This window comes from Maridesulfovibrio spiralis (SeqCode) (assembly GCF_048571135.1).
In the GTDB taxonomy this organism is placed as follows: domain Bacteria; phylum Desulfobacterota; class Desulfovibrionia; order Desulfovibrionales; family Desulfovibrionaceae; genus Maridesulfovibrio; species Maridesulfovibrio spiralis.
Map to the genome: position 1 here is coordinate 2,181,532 of NZ_CP182344.1, position 20,186 is coordinate 2,201,717.

The 20,186-nt window shown below is 48.0% G+C and carries 17 protein-coding genes; 15 read left to right on the plus strand and 2 right to left on the minus strand.

What is annotated here, in order from left to right; genetic code table 11:
* Nucleotides 1-99 precede the first annotated feature (99 nt).
* From ald to ACNI29_RS09795, 5 genes are all read left to right on the plus strand, one after another.
* Nucleotides 100-1,206, plus strand: coding sequence for an alanine dehydrogenase (ald, locus tag ACNI29_RS09775; protein WP_419782022.1), 1,107 nt, complete (start codon nt 100-102; stop codon nt 1,204-1,206).
* A gap of 165 nt (nt 1,207-1,371) precedes the next feature.
* Nucleotides 1,372-1,542 (plus strand): hypothetical protein, encoded by a 171-nt coding sequence (locus ACNI29_RS09780; RefSeq protein WP_419782023.1) that lies wholly within the window; start codon nt 1,372-1,374, stop codon nt 1,540-1,542.
* Nucleotides 1,535-3,343: a two-component system sensor histidine kinase NtrB gene (locus tag ACNI29_RS09785; RefSeq protein WP_419782024.1), complete on the plus strand. Its 1,809-nt coding sequence runs from the start codon at nt 1,535-1,537 to the stop codon at nt 3,341-3,343. The genes ACNI29_RS09780 and ACNI29_RS09785 overlap by 8 nt, the downstream gene beginning before the upstream one ends.
* A gap of 3 nt (nt 3,344-3,346) precedes the next feature.
* Nucleotides 3,347-3,715, plus strand: a complete 369-nt coding sequence (locus ACNI29_RS09790) for a response regulator (RefSeq protein WP_419782025.1) — start codon at nt 3,347-3,349, stop codon at nt 3,713-3,715.
* A gap of 75 nt (nt 3,716-3,790) precedes the next feature.
* On the plus strand, nt 3,791-4,540 hold the full coding sequence (locus tag ACNI29_RS09795; protein ID WP_419782026.1) for an OmpA/MotB family protein: 750 nt from the start codon (nt 3,791-3,793) through the stop codon (nt 4,538-4,540).
* Between the two features lie 71 nt (nt 4,541-4,611).
* On the opposite strand, the gene ACNI29_RS09800 is transcribed toward ACNI29_RS09795, so the two are convergent.
* Nucleotides 4,612-5,007: a Ros/MucR family transcriptional regulator gene (locus tag ACNI29_RS09800; RefSeq protein ID WP_419782027.1), complete on the minus strand. Its 396-nt coding sequence runs from the start codon at nt 5,005-5,007 to the stop codon at nt 4,612-4,614.
* A 444-nt stretch (nt 5,008-5,451) separates the two neighbouring features.
* Here ACNI29_RS09800 and ACNI29_RS09805 point away from each other — a divergent pair, with 444 nt between their 5' ends.
* From ACNI29_RS09805 to ACNI29_RS09850, 10 genes are all read left to right on the plus strand, one after another.
* The gene (locus ACNI29_RS09805; RefSeq protein ID WP_419782028.1) at nt 5,452-7,929 is read left to right on the plus strand and encodes a glycogen/starch/alpha-glucan phosphorylase; all 2,478 of its coding nucleotides are present in this window, start codon (nt 5,452-5,454) and stop codon (nt 7,927-7,929) included.
* Nucleotides 7,930-8,222: 293 nt separating this feature from the next.
* Nucleotides 8,223-8,975, plus strand: a complete 753-nt coding sequence (locus tag ACNI29_RS09810) for an AMIN domain-containing protein (protein WP_419782029.1) — start codon at nt 8,223-8,225, stop codon at nt 8,973-8,975.
* A 292-nt stretch (nt 8,976-9,267) separates the two neighbouring features.
* The gene (pstB, locus tag ACNI29_RS09815; RefSeq protein WP_419782030.1) at nt 9,268-10,029 is read left to right on the plus strand and encodes a phosphate ABC transporter ATP-binding protein PstB; all 762 of its coding nucleotides are present in this window, start codon (nt 9,268-9,270) and stop codon (nt 10,027-10,029) included.
* Nucleotides 10,030-10,092: 63 nt separating this feature from the next.
* Nucleotides 10,093-10,758, plus strand: a complete 666-nt coding sequence (phoU, locus tag ACNI29_RS09820; protein WP_419782031.1) for a phosphate signaling complex protein PhoU — start codon at nt 10,093-10,095, stop codon at nt 10,756-10,758.
* 394 nt (nt 10,759-11,152) lie between these two features.
* The gene (locus tag ACNI29_RS09825; RefSeq protein ID WP_419782032.1) at nt 11,153-12,901 is read left to right on the plus strand and encodes a 30S ribosomal protein S1; all 1,749 of its coding nucleotides are present in this window, start codon (nt 11,153-11,155) and stop codon (nt 12,899-12,901) included.
* Nucleotides 12,888-13,769: a signal peptide peptidase SppA gene (gene sppA / locus ACNI29_RS09830; protein WP_419782033.1), complete on the plus strand. Its 882-nt coding sequence runs from the start codon at nt 12,888-12,890 to the stop codon at nt 13,767-13,769. Before ACNI29_RS09825 ends, sppA begins: the two co-directional genes overlap by 14 nt.
* Before the next feature lie 15 nt (nt 13,770-13,784).
* Complete coding sequence (locus ACNI29_RS09835) at nt 13,785-14,537, plus strand: MBL fold metallo-hydrolase (RefSeq protein WP_419782034.1); 753 nt, start codon at nt 13,785-13,787, stop codon at nt 14,535-14,537.
* A 35-nt stretch (nt 14,538-14,572) separates the two neighbouring features.
* Complete coding sequence (locus ACNI29_RS09840; RefSeq protein ID WP_419782035.1) at nt 14,573-15,907, plus strand: tetratricopeptide repeat protein; 1,335 nt, start codon at nt 14,573-14,575, stop codon at nt 15,905-15,907.
* Between the two features lie 89 nt (nt 15,908-15,996).
* Nucleotides 15,997-16,179 carry a hypothetical protein gene (locus tag ACNI29_RS09845; RefSeq protein WP_419782036.1) on the plus strand — a complete coding sequence of 61 codons (183 nt, stop codon included), beginning with the start codon at nt 15,997-15,999 and terminating at the stop codon, nt 16,177-16,179.
* Complete coding sequence (locus tag ACNI29_RS09850; RefSeq protein ID WP_419782037.1) at nt 16,176-16,451, plus strand: hypothetical protein; 276 nt, start codon at nt 16,176-16,178, stop codon at nt 16,449-16,451. The genes ACNI29_RS09845 and ACNI29_RS09850 overlap by 4 nt, the downstream gene beginning before the upstream one ends.
* Nucleotides 16,452-16,547: 96 nt before the next feature.
* On the opposite strand, the gene ACNI29_RS09855 is transcribed toward ACNI29_RS09850, so the two are convergent.
* Nucleotides 16,548-20,012, minus strand: coding sequence for a FecR domain-containing protein (locus tag ACNI29_RS09855; protein WP_419782038.1), 3,465 nt, complete (start codon nt 20,010-20,012; stop codon nt 16,548-16,550).
* Between the last annotated feature and the right edge of the window lie 174 nt (nt 20,013-20,186).

Sequence of the window (20,186 nt, forward strand, 5' to 3'; positions counted from 1 at the left end):
TATTTTGTTCGTATTTCTCGTTGCTAAGAAAGTTGCAGTTGCGTTAGATTGTTCCATCTTTATTTATCCTACAACTTTTTATCAGCAGGAGTTGACGAAATGCTTATCGGTATCCCTAAAGAGGTTAAAACCATGGAAAATCGTGTTTCCATGACCCCCGGCGGCGTGGAAACACTTGTCCGCCGCGGCCACGCCGTTGTGGTGGAAAAAGGTGCAGGACTGGGGTCCGGCCTTTCCGATGAAGAATATATTGATGCAGGCGCAAAAATCGGTTCTGTGGATGACGCTTGGGCGGCTGAAATGGTCATCAAGGTCAAGGAACCTATTGCCTCTGAATACAAGTATCTTCGTGAAGATCTCCTGCTGTTCACTTATCTGCATCTCGCTGCTGACGAACCGTTGACTAAAGTACTGCTTGATTCAGGCACCATCGGGGTTGCTTATGAAACCGTGCAGCTTCCTGACGGCTCCCTGCCTCTGCTGACCCCTATGAGTGAAGTCGCCGGGCGTCTGGCTGCTCAGGAAGGAGCCTTACACCTTGAAAAAACGAAGGGTGGCCGCGGTGTGCTGCTCGGCGGAGTTCCCGGTGTGGCCCCGGCTAAGGTTATGGTTATCGGTGGCGGCGTGGTCGGAACCAATGCGGCTAAAATTGCATCCGGCATGGGTGCTAAAGTGACTATCTTCGATGTAAACCATGCCCGCCTTCAGTATCTGGATGATATTTTCAATGGCCGGGTGACCACCATGACTTCCACTGAACCTAATATCAGGGCTGGTGTTGCAGAGGCTGATCTTGTAATCGGCGCGGTGCTTATCCCCGGTGCCAAGGCTCCGAATCTGGTTACCCGCGATATGCTTTCCACTATGAAGGAAGGGGCTGTAATTGTCGATGTTGCTGTTGACCAGGGTGGCTGTGTTGAAACCATTAAGCCAACTACTCATAGTGATCCAACTTATGTTGTAGACGGTGTTGTGCACTATGGTGTGGCAAACATGCCCGGCGCGGTTCCCAGAACTTCGACTTTTGCCCTTGTAAACCAGACCCTGCCATACGCCTTGCAGCTTGCGGATAAGGGGCTTGATGCCCTGCGCGATAACCCTGTCCTTAAGCTCGGCCTGAACACAATGGGCGGTAAGCTTACCTACGCAGCAGTCGGTGAAGCTTTTGGCATTGATTGCGTGAGTCCGGACGACGCTCTGGCCTAAACAGCAAGATGCAAAAAATTATTTTACGGGCGGAGGTGTTCTACCTCCGCTTTTTTATTGTTAAATGAAAAAGATATTTTAGGGATATTTATAATTAAAGGATGAAAAAAAGTTTTGTTAGGATTATATTTAATCCTCGTTACTGATGTGTTTTTAGGAGTAGTAATGTCTGATAGCGGGCGTGTTTTAATAGAAAATCCAGCTGTGGCGGCCAGTTGGCTGGGCTCAGATCTGAACTGGCTTGTATTAAGTAGTGTGGGGGTGTTGTCCATGCCGGTCTGGTATGCTGCCGTTCCATATTTAGCATGGCATGAAAGCAGGGTTAACCATGAATAGTAGAGTTATTTCCGGAAAATATCTGCTGTTTATGTTTGCTTTGGGCAGTGTTTCCCTCTGGCTTGTAGAGGTCTTTTTTGAATTCATTTGGTTTAATCCGAATTCTGACAGCTTTGTCTCCCTGGTCTTTCCTGTGGATGATCCCAAGGAATTGTTTTCTCGCTTTGTTCTGGTCAGTTCCCTGCTGCTTAGTGGTGCGGTTGTTTCCTATCTGTATGACAAGCAGGCAAGTTCAGGCCGTAGAGCCTGTGAGAGTGAGCAGAAGCTGAAGACTATATTTAATTCCATTGGTGACGCGGTTATCGCCACAGATGCTGCGGGCATGGTTACACGCATGAACCCGGTAGCCGAGCAGCTTACCGGTTGGACCGTTCAGGAAGCCAATGGGCTTGCTCTGACTGAAGTCTTTAAAATTATCAATTCCGCCACCCAGCACCCGATTGTTAATCCGGTGGATAAGGTCTTGAAATCAAGGGCCGTCGTAGGTCTTGCAAATCATACTACTCTTATTTCCAGAACTGGAGAACGATTCCAGATTGCCGATTCTGCTGCTCCGGTTTTTGATGATACCGGGGAAATGTCCGGAACAGTCCTTGTGTTCAGGGATGTCTCCGATGAGTACCGTCAGCAGGAAGAATTGCGCAAGTTACAGAACTATCTTTCAAATACTATTGATTCCATGCCTTCAATCCTTGTCGGTGTTGATGCCGAGGGGCTGGTTACGCAATGGAATATGACCGCTGAAAAAGTAACGGGTGTTCCCGCTGATGCCGCGCAGGGAAAAGCTTTGGCTTCGGTATTTCCGCGTATGGCTTCCGAGATGGAGAAGATCAAGGAAAGCATAAAGACCCGCACTCCCCGTAGCGAGGAACGGCAGTCCCGACAGGATGAGAAGGGGGTCTGCTATGAGGATGTGACCATCTATCCCTTAATAGCCAACGGCGTGGAAGGGGCGGTGATCCAGATTGATGATGTTACCGAGCGTTGCAATCTGGAGCAGATGATGATCCAGACAGAGAAAATGATGTCCGTCGGCGGTTTGGCGGCCGGGATGGCTCATGAGATTAATAACCCGCTTGCGGCGATATCCGGTAATTCCCAGAATATTCTCAATCGTATTTACAAGGATTTGGATAATAACCGTCGAACAGCTGAAGAATGTAATGTTGACCTTGAAAATATGCGTGACTACTTATCTCGCCGGGAGATTCCGAGGATGCTCAACGGTATTTCAGATTCATGCAACAGGGCGGCGACCATTGTCAGCAACATGCTCCGTTTCAGCCGTAAGAGCAAAAGAGAGTTTTCCGGATGCAATCTTGCTGAATTGATGAACAGCACGCTAGAGCTTGCCGCTAATGATTATGATCTCAAGCGTGAGTATGACTTTAGGAAAATAGATATTATAAAGGAGTACAGTCCCGATCTTTCAGAAGTTGTCTGTGAGGAAAACGAGATTCAGCAGGTTTTCCTTAATCTGTTGAAGAACGGCGCACAGGCTATGATGGAAAAGGATTATGTTGATGGGAGTCCTTGTTTTGTCATAAGATTGAAGAAGGAAGGTGGAATGGCTGTTGTGGAAGTTGAAGACAACGGTCCGGGTATGTCTGAAGACGTGCGCAAAAGGGTTTTTGAGCCTTTTTTTTCTACTAAGAATGTCGGACAGGGGACCGGACTGGGATTGTCGGTTTCCTATTTTATAATAACTGATCAGCATAACGGTTTTATGGAAGTTGATTCGGTTCCGGGCAGTTGGACCCGTTTCGGAATTAAGATTCCAGTCTCAGGGCAGGAGGCTTAGTCGATGTCACACTCAATACTTGTTCTTGATGATGATGTTCATGTAAGGGAAAGTCTTGCCATAGGGCTTGAAGATGAGGACTTTGATGTCTACGAAGCCGGTAGTTCCGAAGAAGCCTTGAGCTTTCTTAATGGACAGAAAGTGGACTTGGTCGTGGTGGATTTGAGACTGCCGGGAATGAATGGTACTGACTTCATCAATGAAGCCCGTCAGAGATGGCCGGAGCTGAAGTTTGTAATCTATACCGGTTCTCCTGAATTCAGTATCCCGGTTGACCTTGCAGAAGTTCCCAGTGTTTCGAATTCCATATTTTTGAAGCCTTTGCCCACATGTGAGGTCATGGTCAGCGAAATAAGACGTATGCTGGGTTAGGACTTACTCAAATTTGCAATAAGTGCGGGTTGCCGCTATCAGATTATCTGAAACGGTTTCCTGGAGTGTATTTTAGTGCCACCGAAAGAAGAAATAATATATATTGAAGCCAAGGCTCCAACTGAGCCTCCGCCGGAAGAGGGGCTGCCGCCATGGATGGCCACCTTTGCGGACATGGTTACGCTTCTGCTGTGCTTTTTTGTTCTGCTGCTTTCCTTTGCAAACCAGGATGTCGCGAACTTTGAGACCTTGAAAGGTTCCATGAAGGACGCTTTTGGTGTTCAGACTCAGGACCGCACCGGGAAACATATGGCGTTTTCAAAATCGCCCCATGTTGCAAGTTCCACGAGTGCCAAGGCCAAGAAGAAGATGGAAGCTCTGGAAGTGGACATCAGGGCATTTATATCTGCCGGTAAACTGCAGAAGCTTATGGCGGTGAATACCGATCAGCAGGGTGTTCTGGTCAGGGTTCCCACTAGAGCCATCTTTCTACCCGGAACGGCAACAATCAATCCCAGAGCCACGAAATTGCTTGATAAGGTGGCCGGGATTATGAAGAAGAAAAATTTTAATCTGGTCGTTCGTGGACATACCGATGATCGGGCAACAAAAAATAATATCTACAGCTCCAACTGGGAGCTTTCCGCTGCAAGGGCTGCCTCATGCCTGCGCTACATTCTTAAGAAATCCGGGGTTTCATCAAAGCGTGTAAAGGCTGTGGGGTACGCCGGGACCAAGCCTTTGGTTCCCAATACCTCTAACCGGAACAGGGCCATCAACCGTAGAGTTGAGTTCTATTACCAACCGCCTTCGGAAAAGTTTTAAGTCAGACACAAAAAAATCCCGGTATTTCATAATTGAAATGCCGGGATTTTTTGGATCAGCTGAACCGTTATTTAGCTCTTTTTGCGCTTTTCCCAGAGTTTCATTTCCTTCATCTTCTTGCGCCGTTCGCGCTGCAGGGACTTACAGACCAGCGGGGTTTTTTTAGCGTAGCCCCATTTTTCGCGATATTCTTCAGGGGTCAGGCCGTATTTTGCAAGGTGACGCTTGGTTAACACCTTGAAAGATTTTCCTGATTCCAGACAAATGATGCTCTTTTCGCGAATAGCTTTCTTGGGGTCGACCGGAGGTGTCGGTTCCGGGGAGCCGCTATCCAGCATCCCTTCGCTTATTTTTTTGATTCCAGATGCCAGCTTTTGAACCATGGAAGTGATTTCTTCCTCGGTCATGGTTCTTACGCTGGCCTGTGCTTTTACGATTTCAAGAGCTTCTTTAAGATGATCTTCCATATTCTCTCCCGTAATCTGTTTTGATTATGCTCCCGTTACAAAATTAAAGTTTTGTAAGTGTGTATGCTGATGCTTTTTCATATAGCATAAAATGATGAATCTATTCTTATGTCTGTTATTTAAGTTGTCAGTCCTTTTAGGATGATAGATCCATCGGTCACTTATCGCTACTAATAACACTATCTATGTATAAAGGTGAAGTAGAATATTAAAAAACTTTTTACTATTTTTGCTTAAATAGTGAATCATCCGTAAGGATCTATTCTGATTTAACTTTCCGGAAATGAGTAAACCTCTTTTTAGATACATGCCTGAAATTTTACATGTGTCCATTACTTTTTATGTTTGTTGATGTATAAGAGTGATGTGAATTCTGTGTCTGGTGGGATTTCTGTTATCATCTTCAATGAATCAAATGATATCTAGTAGATAGTGAGGTTTATTATGCCCAAAGATATTAACGACTTCTTGAAAGAGATCGGGGGAATGGATGTTGAGTCCCTTGTAAACTGCGTCTGCCGTCATCATTTATCTAATCTGGGACGGGATTATGGACGTACTGATATTTTTTCACTTTACCATGCTCTGGCCTATACCTTGCGGGACCGTCTTGTTGGTAACTGGATAAAGACCCAGCGTGCATATTACAGCCAGCGGGCTAAGAGCGTTTACTATCTTTCACTGGAGTTCCTGACTGGGAAGTCTCTGGCTAGTAACACCTTGAGCCTTGGAGTGGAAAAAGAAGTCAAGGAAGTACTCAAAAAATTCGGTCTGACTCTTGATGAGGCGGAAAGTGCCGAGGCCGATGCCGGACTGGGTAACGGCGGTCTGGGCCGTTTGGCTTCATGCTTCCTTGATTCAATGGCCAGTCTTGGAATTCCCGGTTACGGCTATGGAATCAGATATGAGTATGGAATTTTCAAGCAGGCTATTGAAAACGGGGAGCAGGTCGAGGCCCCGGATGACTGGCTGCACAGTGGAAATCCATGGGAGTTTAACCGTAAGGGGTTCATGTTCACGGTTCGTCTTTACGGACGGGAAGAGCAATATACCCATGAAGACGGTTCCGCGCGCCAGCGCTGGACAGATAGTGCCAAAGTAATGGCTGTCCCTGTGGATATGCTTATTCCGGGCTACAAAAACGGCAACGTCATCAATATGCGGCTTTGGGAGGCCCAGCCTGCCCGCCGCTTTAATTTCGATCTGTTCAACAGCGGGGATTACATCCGTTCCATGGAAGATGCGGTTCGTTCGCAGACAATTTCGAAGGTTCTTTATCCCAATGACCATCTCAGTGAAGGCCGTGAGCTGCGCCTTGTGCAGCAGTACTTTTTTGTCTCGGCGACTATTCAGGACATGATGCGTCGTTTCAAAAAGCTGAAACTGGACTTTTCGGAACTCCCGAACCGGGCCGTAGTCCAGCTGAATGAAACCCATCCGGCCATTGCTATCCCCGAACTTATGCGGATTCTTATTGATGAACATATGCTCAACTGGGATGAAGCGTGGCGCATCTGCCGCAGAACCTTTGCATATACCAACCACACAATGATGCCGGAAGCGCTCGAAAAGTGGCCTCTTGAAATGATGCGCAAAGTGCTGCCCCGGCATGTCTCCATCATTTTTGAGATCAACCGGCGTTTCATTGAAGATGTGAAAGTCCGTTTTCCGGGAGATGAGGACCGCCTGAAACGCATGTCGATAATTGAGGATGGAGAATATCCGCAGGTACGTATGGCCTGGCTGGCCGTGGTGGGCAGCTTTACCGTCAATGGCGTTTCCGCTCTGCATGGGGACTTGATCAAGAAAAGTATTTTTCAGGATTTTGTGGAGATGTTCCCCGGAAGGTTTACTTCGGTGACTAACGGTATCACTCCGCGCAGATGGCTGCGGCAATGCAACGAGCCGCTTTCCGAGTTGATTACTGAAAAGATCGGTGACGGGTGGGTTACTGATCTTGCCCAGTTGAGGGAGCTTGAACCGCTGGCGGATGATCCTGAATTTCAGGACCGCTGGTATCAATGTAAGCTCAAAGAGAAAAAGCGTCTGGTTGATTATGCCCGCAATGATTACGGTCTCTATCTGCCTGCGGACTGGATGTATGATGTTCATGTGAAGCGCATTCATGAATACAAACGCCAGCTTTTAAATGTCCTGCATGCAGTGACTTTATACTGCCGCCTGAAAAAGAACCCGGATAGCGTGGCTGCCCCGAGGCTTAAGATTTTTGCCGGGAAAGCCGCTCCCGGCTACTTCATTGCCAAGCGTATTATCCGTTTGATCAATTGTGTGGGAGCAGTTGTGAATTCCGATCCGGCGGTAAACCACAAGCTGCGCATCGCCTTTATGCCCAACTACCGGGTTTCTCAGGCTGAACGCATTATTCCGGCAACTGATCTTTCGGAACAGATTTCCCTTGCCGGAACAGAAGCCTCAGGAACAGGCAATATGAAATTCGCGTTGAACGGGGCTTTGACTATCGGAACCCTTGACGGAGCCAATATCGAGATCATGGAGGAAGTGGGCCGGGAGCATATGTTTATTTTCGGTATGGATGCTGATGATGTCGAGGCGCGCAAGTATAACGGCTACAACCCTTCAGATGTTGCCTCTGAAGATCAGGAGCTTGGTGAAGTGTTACACTATATCGGGGACGGCACTTTTTCAGAAGGGAACCGGGACCTGTTCAGGCCTATCCTTGATACGCTGTTTAGCGGTGGCGACCAGTATATGGTCCTTGCTGATTACCGCGATTATGTGGATACACAGGACCGGGTAGATGAAATGTGGCTGGACCGCAGAAGCTGGCTGCGCTGTTCAATCCTTAACACTGCCGGGTCCGGGTATTTTTCAAGTGACCGGGCTATTATGGACTATGCCCGTAATATCTGGGGAATCAGGCCTATGGATTTGGAAAAGTAGTTCAGATTTAACTGAAGTTTAATCAAGCCGCCTATTTATATGAAGATAGGCGGTTTTTTATGGCTTAAGGAACTATTTGAAAATATGGATTGAGAAGTTTTACCTGAAAATAGTTTAATGATAAAAGCCCATTTTCACGGAAAACAGTCTGTATTTCGCGAAGGGGCAGTTGAGTGGAAGACGTTTGTCCGGTCTCAGTCCATACATTTCGCGGGGTGAGGGCTGCTTTGCTTTCAGTGGGAAATTTACATATATTGACCGTCTTGAATTGACCACAAAACGGATGTCCGAGAATGAAAATGAAATTTCGCCCCTTTACTTTTCTGTTGCTGTTTCTCCTGCTTCTGGCGGGAGTTTGCGCGGCTTCCTATCACATGGGTTATTTTGATGCTTTTTTCACAGAAAAAACGGATCATAGCCAGCCGCAGGAAGGGGAAGGTCCTGTCGCACGCCGTGAGGTTAGCAAACTTGTTTTACCGCTAAAATCGGCTGATGAGCAGGGTGATGAGGCAGCTAGAGAACTCAATGAAGCAGAGATTTCGGCTTCAAATACTCAGGTTGCTGCTGATACGGCTGAGCAAGACGGACAGGGCGCTGAGGCCGCAGTTGCTGAAGCCAAGCCTGCTGCACCGGCCGAGAAGGCTGCTCCCAAGCCGATAGCTAAACCCCAGCCGAGGCCCAAGCCGAAACCTGCTTCTGCGAAGACCGTTCCAGCTTCTGCCGGAGGTGACCTGAAAGGGATCAAAACTTCCTGTCTGAATAAGAAAGCAATCGTCAATGTTCAGCTCTCTGCTGCTGCCGGAAAGATCAGCTGGTTCAATCTCGATAAACCGCGCCGGTTGGTTGTTGATATGCACGGAAAATGGAACAATAAGGCCAAATCCGTCTACCGGGTGAAAAATTGTCCGCTCTCCAAGGTTGTGTTGGGCGAGCATCCCGATAAATTCCGTTTGGTAATTTATTTAGACCCGAATAAATTTCCCGCTAAGGTCAAGCCCGTTGTGCGCAGGCTTGATAATGCGGTCTCAGTGGAGCTTGGTTTTTAGATCCAGTTCTGCAACATATTTGCCTTGAACGGCCCGGAGTTTTAAAAACTCCGGGCCGTTTTTATTTATAGATCATCTTTTTTCTAAGCTGTTTATATTTATGTGCTTAGTGAGATGTTGTTGCGCGTAACATAAATGTAACAGGTGGGTCATTGCCCTGTAACCCGTGCCGGATAGTTAATTCCTGTCTGCTTGAGAAGGCTGGCAGTTATTCAATGCGAACCAAGTAAGATCAGGGGTCGGACGAGCCTGATCCGATTTTATTTTATATAATAATTATGGAGACAATCTAATGGGGCAAGCTGTTAAAATCGCTTCCAAAAATTTGGATTTTTACTATGGTGACTTCAAGGCGCTTGAAGATATTTCCATGGATTTTGAAGAGAACAGGGTCACCGCACTTATCGGGCCTTCCGGTTGTGGTAAAAGTACTTTCCTTCGTTGCCTGAACAGGATGAATGACCTGATCCCCGGAACCCGTGTGGACGGCGATCTTACACTGGATGATGAAGATATCTACGCTCAGGGTTTGGATGTTGTTACCCTCAGAAGACGCGTGGGTATGGTTTTCCAGAAGCCCAACCCTTTTCCTAAATCAATTTTTGAAAATGTAGCTTATGGTCTGCGTGTAAACGGCATTAATGACAAAGAATTTATCGCTCGCAAAGTGGAAGAAAGCCTTAAAGGAGGTGCTCTCTGGGACGAAGTAAAAGACCGCCTGCACTCTTCCGCTCTAGGTCTTTCCGGTGGACAGCAGCAGCGCCTGTGTATTGCCCGTGCTTTGGCCGTTGAACCCGAAATCCTGCTCATGGACGAACCTGCCTCCGCCCTCGACCCCATTGCTACCCAGAAGATCGAAGACCTGATTCACGAACTGAAGAGGAATTTCACCATCATCATCGTTACCCACTCCATGCAGCAGGCTGCACGTGTGTCAGATCAGACCGCATTCTTCTACATGGGGCGCCTTGTGGAAACCGGTAAGACCGAGACCATGTTCACCAAGCCCAAGAACAAGCAGACTGAAGATTATATTACCGGTCGATTCGGTTAGATTGCTGTTCAATTCATGTTTACAGGTCTGGCTTTCCGGACCGCAATATTACGGAGATTACAGATGGAGCAACGTGCCCATTTCAGTAAAAAAATGGATGAATTGAAGGTTCAGCTTCTCAGGATGTCCAGCATGGCGGAAACAGCACTGCATAATTCTGTGAAAGCTTTAGCCGAATGCAATGCAGAGCTGGCTGAAGACATCATTATGAATGATATTAAAATCAATGAGCTTGAATGCGAACTTGATCAGTATAACCTCGGGCTACTGGCCCTCGACCAGCCTATGGCTCGTGATTTGCGATTCATTGTCGGTTCCATGCGTATTGCCAGTAATCTTGAACGTATCGGTGATCAGGCGGTTAATCTTTCCAACCGGGCTGTATTTTTGAGCACCCGCCCGCCACTCCCTTTCAATCAGCAGTTGGACCAGATGGGTGCTATTGCTATGGATATGGTTTCCAAGGCCGTCAAATCATTTGCTGATGAGGACGCTACCCTTGCGTCGGAAGTCTGTGGAATGGATAACGAGGCAGATAGTCTTAATGTTCGCATTCTCAAAGGTTTAATCGAAAATATGGTTTCCGAAACAAGGATCGTGGAGCGGGGTGTTCACCTGATTATGGCTGCAGCTAACCTTGAGCGTGTCGCCGATCAGGCTACCAATATTGCCGAATCAGTGATTTTTATCACTCAGGGGGTTAATATCAAGCATCAGTGCCGGGGATAATATACAGCTGTTTATCGGTAGATTTTCTTTGAAGGAGTCGGATTTGTCCCGACTCTTTTTTTTGTTCTAATCATTGAGCGCAAACGATTTCAGGCGGCAGTGCCTTGCTGAATTTGGTTTACATAAGTCTATTTTTAAGATAGAAGCAGTTCTCTTAATCTCAAGATGGAGTTCTGTACTCGGTGGTATTGAAAATCACGGGTTAATGATTACCCTATTAGTCTTGAGTTTTTTCCCGTAACGGGCATTAGGGATGAAGTGTGGTCCTCATGGACCAACGGACAATCTGGGCATCGGCTGCCTCGGAACGCGTGAGCAGGTTGGATCCAATGCGCTTCTCCCATAATATATATGCCGAAATTTTGTCCGAGGACATCGTTGTTGGAGGTAACCCATGGAAAACAATGAAAACATGAACGCCGAAATGGAAATGGACTTCGAGGCTGCCCTTGAAGACTATCTTAATGCCGATTTCGGAAATCTGGACGAAGGAAGCATCGTTTCCGGTGAAGTAGTTAAAGTTGATAAAGATTTCGTTCTCATCGACGTTAACTTCAAGTCTGAAGGCCAGATTGCAGTATCTGAATTTCTGGATGCTGACGGTGAAATGACTGTTGCAGTCGGTGACAAAGTAGACGTATTTGTTGCAAACAAAAACGAAAACGAAGGCACCATTCACCTTTCCCGCGACAAAGCCAAGCGCATGCAGCTCTTCGACAAACTCGAAGAAGTGCAGGAAAAAGAAGGCGTTGTCGAAGGCAGAATCATCCGCCGCATCAAAGGTGGTTACACCGTTGATCTCGGTGGCGTGGAAGCATTCTTGCCTGGTTCTCACGTTGATCTCCGCCCTGTCCCCGATATGGACGCTCTCGTTGATCAGACTTACGAATTCAAGATTCTCAAAATTAACCGTCGCCGCAGCAACGTTATCGTTTCCCGCCGCGTTCTTCTCGAAGAACAGCGCAACGAAATGCGTTCCCAGCTGCTTGAAACTCTCGAAGAAGAGCAGACCGTTAAAGGTAAAGTCAAGAACATCACCGAATACGGTGTATTCATTGACCTCGGCGGTCTCGACGGTCTTCTGCATATCACAGACATGTCCTGGAAGCGCATCAAGCATCCCAAGGAAATGGTCGCACTCGGTGATGAGCTCGAACTGAAAGTTCTGAACTTTGACAAAGAAGGCCAGAAAGTTTCTCTCGGCCTCAAGCAGCTCGTTCCCGATCCGTGGGAAGATATCTCCGGCAAATACCCCGAAGGTGCCAAGTATACCGGTAAGGTTACCAACCTCGCTGACTACGGTGCATTCGTTGAGCTGGAAGCAGGCGTTGAAGGTCTGGTTCACATTTCTGAAATGTCCTGGACCCGCAAACTGCGTCACCCCTCCCAGATGGTTCGCGTTGGCGACGAAGTAGATGTTGTTGTTCTGGGTGTAGACCCCGACAAAAAACGCATCTCTCTGGGTATGAAGCAGGTTAAGCCCAACCCCTGGGATGTTGTTGCTGAGAAGTTCCCCGAAGGTACCATCCTCGAAGGACAGATCAAAAACATCACTGAATTCGGTGTATTCATCGGTATCGAAGACGGCATTGACGGCCTGATTCACGTTTCCGATATCTCTTGGACCCGCAAAGTGCGTCATCCTTCTGAAGTATACGCAGTTGGCGATTCCGTTCAGGCGAAAGTTCTCACCGTTGACAAAGAAAACGAGAAATTCACCCTCGGTGTTAAACAGCTTTCCGAAGACCCCTGGTCTCAGGTACCCACTAAGTACCCCGTTGGCTGCACCCTCGAAGGTCTCGTTACCAACATCACTGACTTCGGCCTCTTTGTAGAAGTTGAAGAAGGTATTGAAGGTCTGGTTCACGTTTCTGAAATCTCTCACAAGAAGATCAAGAATCCTTCTGAGATGTTTAAAGAAGGCGTTACCATCCAGGCTAAAGTCATCCACGTATCTGCTGATGAGCGTCGCCTCGGCCTCTCCATCAAGCAGCTCAAGGAAGACACTGAAAAACGTCAGCCCAAAGAATTCCGTTCCGGTCCTGCCGACAGCGGTAACACTCTGGGTGAACTGCTGAAGCAGAAGCTTGCTGATGCAAGTGAAGCTAAAGCAGCTGCAGAGACCGAGGATGAAGAATCCTAAGAAAGGTTTCTCTGTAAGACATCCGATTCTATTCGGTTTCAGTCTGCTTATTATGGCTGTGGCTCTCCTTTGGGGAGCTACAGCCTTTTTTCATGGAAAAGTAGACTTTTTCAGTTCCGGAAAGATCGGGGTTGTCAATGTGCAGGGAACCATTACCAACTCATTGCCGACGGTAAAATTTCTGCGCGATCTGCGCCGTGATGATTCTGTAAAGGGTGTACTGCTGCGTGTTAATTCACCGGGTGGAACCATTGCCCCTTCGCAGGAACTTTACCATGCAGTCAAAAGGTTCGCCGAGGTAAAGCCCATTGTGGCTTCTTTCGGGACAGTTGCGGCTTCCGGCGGCTATTACGCTGCAGCGCCGGCCACAAAGATCATGGCCAGCTCCGGCTCCATTACCGGCTCCATCGGGGTTAAAGCGGAGTATGCAAACTTCCACCAGCTCATGGAAAAGGTCGGGGTTAAGCCGATCGTCATCACCAGCGGTAAGATGAAAGCTGCCGGGTCTCCTTTTACGGAGTTGACCCCGGAACAGCGTGAATACCTGACCGCACTGATCATGGACATGCATAACCAGTTCGTGGATGACGTGGCTGCTGCGCGCAAACTTGACCATGAGCAGGTAGAGAAGATCGCAGACGGCAGGGCCATTACCGGACGCGAGGCCAAAGAACTCGGCCTTGTGGATCGGATCGGTGGCTTTGAGGATGCTGTTACCGTACTCAAGGCGCTTTGTGACCTTGAAGGCAGCGTTTCAGTTATAGAAGGCCCGGAAGTGGATAAGCCTCTGCTGAAGGAGATTCTCGGCTATTTGGGTATCGTCCCTGAAGGTTCGGCCACCGGTGATGGCTTAATCTTTTCCTACTGATTTCGGTGGGCTGTTATGAAATGTACATTTCTCGGCACAGGTTCGGCATTTGATGCCGGGCAGACCAATGTTTCCATGTTGGTAGAGTGCGGCGGAAACCGTATCATGCTGGATTGCGGTTTCAATGCCGGACATGCCTGCATGAACATGGTCCCGGATGCGCAGAACATTGATGCTCTCTGGATTTCCCATTTTCATGGCGATCATTTTTTCGGGCTGCCGTTTTTGTTCGGTTCCTTTTTCAGCGCGGGAAGGGAAAAGACTTTTCATCTTTGCGGTCCGGAAGGGATAGCTGATAAAGTCACGCAGGTTGTGAACCTTGCCTATCCGACCATGTTCGGAAAGATCGGATTCAGGGTTGTATTTCATGAATTCAGGCCAGGGGACGAAAATTCCGTGGCCGGATTCGGTTTAAAGACCTGCAGCATTGATCATTCTGCATCAGCACTGGCGCTCCGTCTTGACTGTGCCGGAAAGACTATATTCTATACAGGGGACGGGGCTTTGAATGAGGATTGCATGCAGCTGGCTGAAAAGGCACAGTTGGGAATTCTCGAAGCTTATTGCTTGGAGGGTTCCGTCAAGGGACATTCCAGCATTAAGGCGTGCATTGATTTCGCAACTTATGCGCGAATTGAGAATGTTGGTCTTGTGCACCTTGAGCCTTTTGTGCGAACCTGTCACCGTAAAGACGTTATAAAGCAGTTATCCCTGACTGATTCCGCGAATTTTTTTCTTCCTGAGCAGGGTCAGGTTGTTGAAATTTGATTTTGTTAGATGATTCAGTGAAAGCGAGGCTCTAAGTGGCTACCAGATACGACAAGATTGTACGTGAGTTTTATGAGGGACAGGACGGCTTTACCGTACTGCTCAGTGATGAGCCTTCTTTTTATAAGCTGTTGCGTGGAACGTTGCATAAAATTCTGGCCATCCGCCGTGATTGCCTTGCCTACTTTCAGGATCAGGCTCCCTGTTTGAATGAGATCAAGGATAAGGTCGGATCGGGACAGCCTGTGTTGGTTTTTGTGGAGCGTTTGCTCAAGGGCCGACCATCCGCTGAATTTATCCTCAATATCCGTAAGGTTTTTCCGGAAATTAAAGTTGTTGTCCTTACTGATGAAACCAGTCAGGAAGAGCTTATTTTTCTGCACGAATTAGGTGCTAACAACATCATCACCAAGCCTGTATCAGTAGACAGTCTGGTTCAGAAACTTGCTTTCACCATTAAGCCGCAGGGCAAGTTGGCTCAGCTGGTGGAAGCCGGTAAGAAATTTTTGCGTGACGGTGAATTGGATAAGGTGCTGGTGATAAGTTCCAAGATCCTTGAGATCAAGCCAGACAGTCCGGCGGCACTCATGCTGCAGGGTGATGCCCAGTCGGGTATGGGGCAACGGGACGAAGCCTTGAAATCCTACCTTCAGGCTCATGAACAGTCCAAGGTGTTCATGGAGCCGATTAAAAAACTGGCCGATTTCTACAAAGGAAATAATAATGACCAGTATTTGCATTATCTTAAGAAACTCGATTCCATTAGTCCCCTGAACACCGAACGTAAATGCGAAATAGGCAAGGTCCATCTGGAGCGGGAAGAGCTTGATGAAGCTGAAATATATTTCGATCAGGCTGTTCGCTGTGCGGTAAAGGAAGCCCACAACTATCTTTCTCAGGTAATGAGCGGCATAGCCGAATCCCTTTTTGACGTTGCTCCGGAAAAAGCCGAAAAATATTATTCTAAGCTTCTGCAGGTAAAAGCCAGCAGTTTGAGCGCGGATGACCTTGAGACTTACAACCGTCTTGGTATAGCCCTACGCAAGCAGGGCAAATGGCAGAAGGCGGTTGAAAACTATCAGGCTGCATTAAAGGTGGCTCCCAATGAACCGGGGTTATTCTATAATATTGGGTTGGCCTACAGTGATGGCAAAGAGTATGCACGTTGCGCCAAGTATTTTAAGAGGGCTGTGCGTTCGGACGGAATGATTCACAAATCCGCTGTTTCCGTGGCCCGGAATATTGCAGGTATTTTCTTAAAGGTGGGTATGACTGAAGAGGCAAGGGTCGTAATTGAAGAAGCTCTTACAGAATTCCCCGATGATGCGAAGTTGAAGGTTTTGCTCAAGAAAAGCATGCCGCAGTCCTAACTTTCAGTATATACCTTACAGTTTCCATGTATTTTTTTATCGCGGTTGTTTTCGGGTTTCTTGTCTTTATGATTTTTTATGGGCGCTATATGAATGTTAATGGAATCGTCAATCAGCGGCGTTTGCAGCTGGATAACCTGCGAGATAATGTTGAATTCAAAGTCGGCAGGTTAAAAAAAGGGACAGCTCAGATCAAACGGGAAATCGCTGATGCCGAAAGCCATCTAGAAGGTTTGAAACAGGACCTGAATGAAGTCGGGAGTCCTGAATGATTTACATGCTCGTGTTCTGCGTCGTCGTCATGCTTTGTGCGCTGGTAATAAACAAGATGATTACAAACTGGCACAGGGACACCATGAAAGCTTTCAAGCAGGAAGAAGCGGCCCTGCGGAACCGTCATGAGCGCGCCATTCGTGACCAAAAGAAATCTTTAATCAAGTTACGCCACTTGAAGAATAGAATTAAAACTTATGAGCAGATGGTTGAAGATGCACATATTCCTGATAAAAAATCAGTATCAACTCAAGATTGCATAAAAAAATAGCTATTGTTTGTCCGGTTGCGTACAAGTCTTCAGAAATGAAAAAGCCCGTCTGTTTACTGCTTGCTGCAGAACAGACGGGCTTTGGTCTATTTGGGATTACGGCCCGTTTACCGTAATATCGTCAGAGTCGAGATTCGGGTTGCTGTCAAAACCGGCAATGAGGGTGGCTTCCCCTTCCCCGGAACCGTTGGCATCGTAATATAAGCTGTTGTTAGTTGTGTCGAAGACAAAGCAGGCATCTGTGTACGATACATCTGTGTGTCCGTCATATCCATCGCTGCTGGTTACTGTTGCAAGTTTTGATGAAGCATTGGAATCAAAATCCGAGCCTTGAAACAGAAACTTGTCACAGCCGTGAGTAAAGCTGTTAATCGTATCTCCTCCCTCATTTAAGTCCATATAAGCAAGGGTGGTCTCTGAGCTTGTCAGTGTTATGGTATCCGCACCCTTGCCGCCTTGAATTGTGTCGGCAGAGAGGGTGGATGCTTTGATTGTATCAGCTGCATCGGAACCGATGACACCTTCGATGTTTGAAAATTTATCAGCCCCTTCGCTGTGGCTGAAAAGTGCGGTTCCGCCAACATCGGCTGTGCTTCCATCGCCAAGATCTATGTTGATGGCTGCAGTTGATCCTTTGTAGGAGATCAGGTCGGTATCGGCTCCACCTTTCAGCTCGTCAGCTCCTGTTCCGCCATGCAGAATGTCGTCTCCAGCACCGCCATCAAGGACATCATCTCCGGCTCCGCCCATCAGGTTGTTATTATTGTCGTCGCCTGTGATTTGGTCAGCGTTCTTGGTGCCGATAACATGTTCAATATTTTTAATTTTATCGGCTTCGACCATGTTAAGTTTGCCGATGACGTAATCCCCGGACAAAACAGATAAGTCGATGGACAATGTTTCGGAGCTGGTTACATATGAATAGTCAACCCAGTCATCGTCTCCTGAACCACCGTCAAGGGTATCAAGGCCGTCTCCACCGGAGAGGGTATCGCTGCCGTCTCCACCCATGAGGCTGTCAGCTCCTGCATGACCGTGGATGATATTGTTTGCAGCGGTTCCTTCAATGTAGTCGCCATTATTTGTTCCGGAGAAATTTTCGATATTAACGATATAGTCAACGATTGTTGATGTGTGGCCCAGGCCTGCATCAGCTTCCTTAACTTTTATATATTCGACCCCGTCGACGGTTTGTGTAAATGCTGAACTTATATATACTCCTGTGCTGGCTAGGCCGGCGTCTGAAAAATCCATCCAGTCACTACCTGCGCCGCCGTCGATATAGTCAGCACCAGTTCCGCCTAAGATGGTGTCATTTCCTTTGCCGCCAGAAATGGTATCTACGCCGCCACCGCCGGAGATAAAATCTTTGCCGTCTCCGCCGCTGAGCATGTCTGCCTGACTTCCACCTTGGATTAAATCGTCCCCGGCATTTCCGTCAAAGGTGGCAGATCCTGTCCCGGCAACCATTTTATCATCGCCTTGTGATCCGATAAATTTTTCGATATTACTGAATTTGACAACGTTGAGTTTTGCTGAATCCAGAATTGTGTCGTCATAGATGACAGCTTCATCTGCATCCATATCGTTGTCAGTATCGCCATTCAAATTAATATATACTGACTTGGTGATATTGCTGAAATCGAGAATGTCGCCGGTTTGTTCGCTTCCGCCGTCAACAATTTCTCTGGTAGCATCATTGCCTTCTGTGTAGTTGCTGTTCAATCCGGGCCTGAAAACATTGTCGCTGCTGTCTCCTGTCAGCTTGTCCAAATACTTGGAGCCGATAATACCTTCAATGTTTTTAATGGTGTCATCGCCGCCGCCACCCGTGGCTGTTCCGTCTGCAAGGTTTACTGTAACCCCTGCCTCGGCATCTTCGTATGAAACAAAGTCGACGTCTCCGGAAGATGTTCCACCGTCAATATCGTCCTTGCCGTCCCCGCCGGTTATGATATCTGCTCCGGCTCCACCGTCAATCTTGTCTTCTCCGGCGTTACCGAAAAGGGCATCGTTTCCGTCTCCACCGAGGATTGAGTCATTTCCGTTATCGCCGGAAATATTATCGTTACCGCCGTATCCCAAGAGAAAGTCATTTCCATTTTTGCCGCTGATTTCGTCGGCCATCTCCATGCCGATAATCTGGTCTGCGTCCGGGGTTCCCCCCAGTGTGTTGCTTTGCCCGGCTGTACCCGTAATTGTGTTGTAGCCAGAGCTTCCGGAAGAAGTTTCTCCGCCTGAACTACTGGAGTCGTCATCGCCGGAACTTTCGGTGTCGTCATCAGAGGTGGTTTCGCCGGATCCCTGTGAGCTGTCCGGATCTTCTCCTGTGTCATCACTATCGGTTTCTGCAGATTCCCCTTGGGTTTCAGCATTGAGTTCAGTTTCATTGTCCTGACTTTTAGGGCTGTCCTTTGCGGCCGGTTTGGGGGCTCCGCCAGTCCTTCCGTCTTCATCCCCGTCAAGTTCGCCCGAAGGTTCATCCTGCTCCTGTTGCTCCTGCTCTTGCGGGGCATCACCTTCACCTACTTCGGGCGTTGTATCCACCTTGGGCGGCTCGTTAATCTTGTTCGGGTCAAATTTTTCCTGCCCGATCAGGCCTTCGTCACCGGGATTGAGGACACCGGTCCCGGGGTGGAGAACTCCGTCCTGCCCGTCGGTGCCTATAACGGGATCGCCTCCGCCGGGCTCAACGTCTTCACCAAGACCTTCGGGAGACTCTTGCAGTGCAGGGGGATCAGTCTCCTGTGCCAGCTGTTCTCCTTCCTGGCCTTCGGTGCCCTGCTGACCTGCAGCAGCCTGCTCTTCGGCGGATTCACCATCTGCTGGCTGCTCTTCGCCGTTCTGACCTTCTTCATTCTGTTCTTCTGCCGCCTGCTCTTCTGCAGCTTGTTCTTCCTTCTGCTGCTCTTCCTGTTCCTGTTTCTCTTTTTCCTGCTCGCGCTGTTTCTGGATTTCCTGCTGCTGCCTGATGTTGGAGGGAGCAAGGTCACGAAATGAAGCTAATTCCTGCATGGATATAGGACGCACAGGATTGAGGAATCCGTATTGGGTGATATCGGACATCTGACCGGACATAAGCTGTTGGATCTGGCCGGTAGCCTTACTTTGCAGAAGCATGGCTTTACCGGCGTGAATTTCTTCAACACCGTGCTTCTCACCGTCGGCCCCGACTTCACTGAGGATAATTGTGCCACGGATACCGATGGTTGCCAGCGGTGAGCCGAGCTTGAAGCGGTCCGGGTTTTCTTCTGCAATTTTACCGGTAACTGTACGAAAGGTTCCCTGCGCAATATCGCCTAGAAAGCTGGATGCACCACCGTCAGGATCATAAACGTATTCATCAAGGGCAATTCGGGAATTGGCACCTTGGGAGATGAGTGTGTCGTCGACAAAGCGCACTTCAATGTTGCCGCCATCCCCGGTAATCAGTTCTTCTCCCTGATATATAGGGCTGCCCGGTTCAAGGGGACGCATTCCTGCTGCAGATTCTGCATAGGCATCACCGGAAATACCGGTAACTATTCCTATTTCTTGAGCACTGTTTTGTTCGACAGGCATCTTGGCTCCAGTTTTCGCTTATTTTATATGAAATTATAGAATTGAGGTGGTCTTTATAATCAAGCAATGTGTCTATAATTAATAAATCATCCATGCTGATTCCGCAAGGGATATCAGGGCAAATAGATAAGGTATAGTCTCTGTCCAGAGGGTTATTCTGTCCGTAAATGTTGA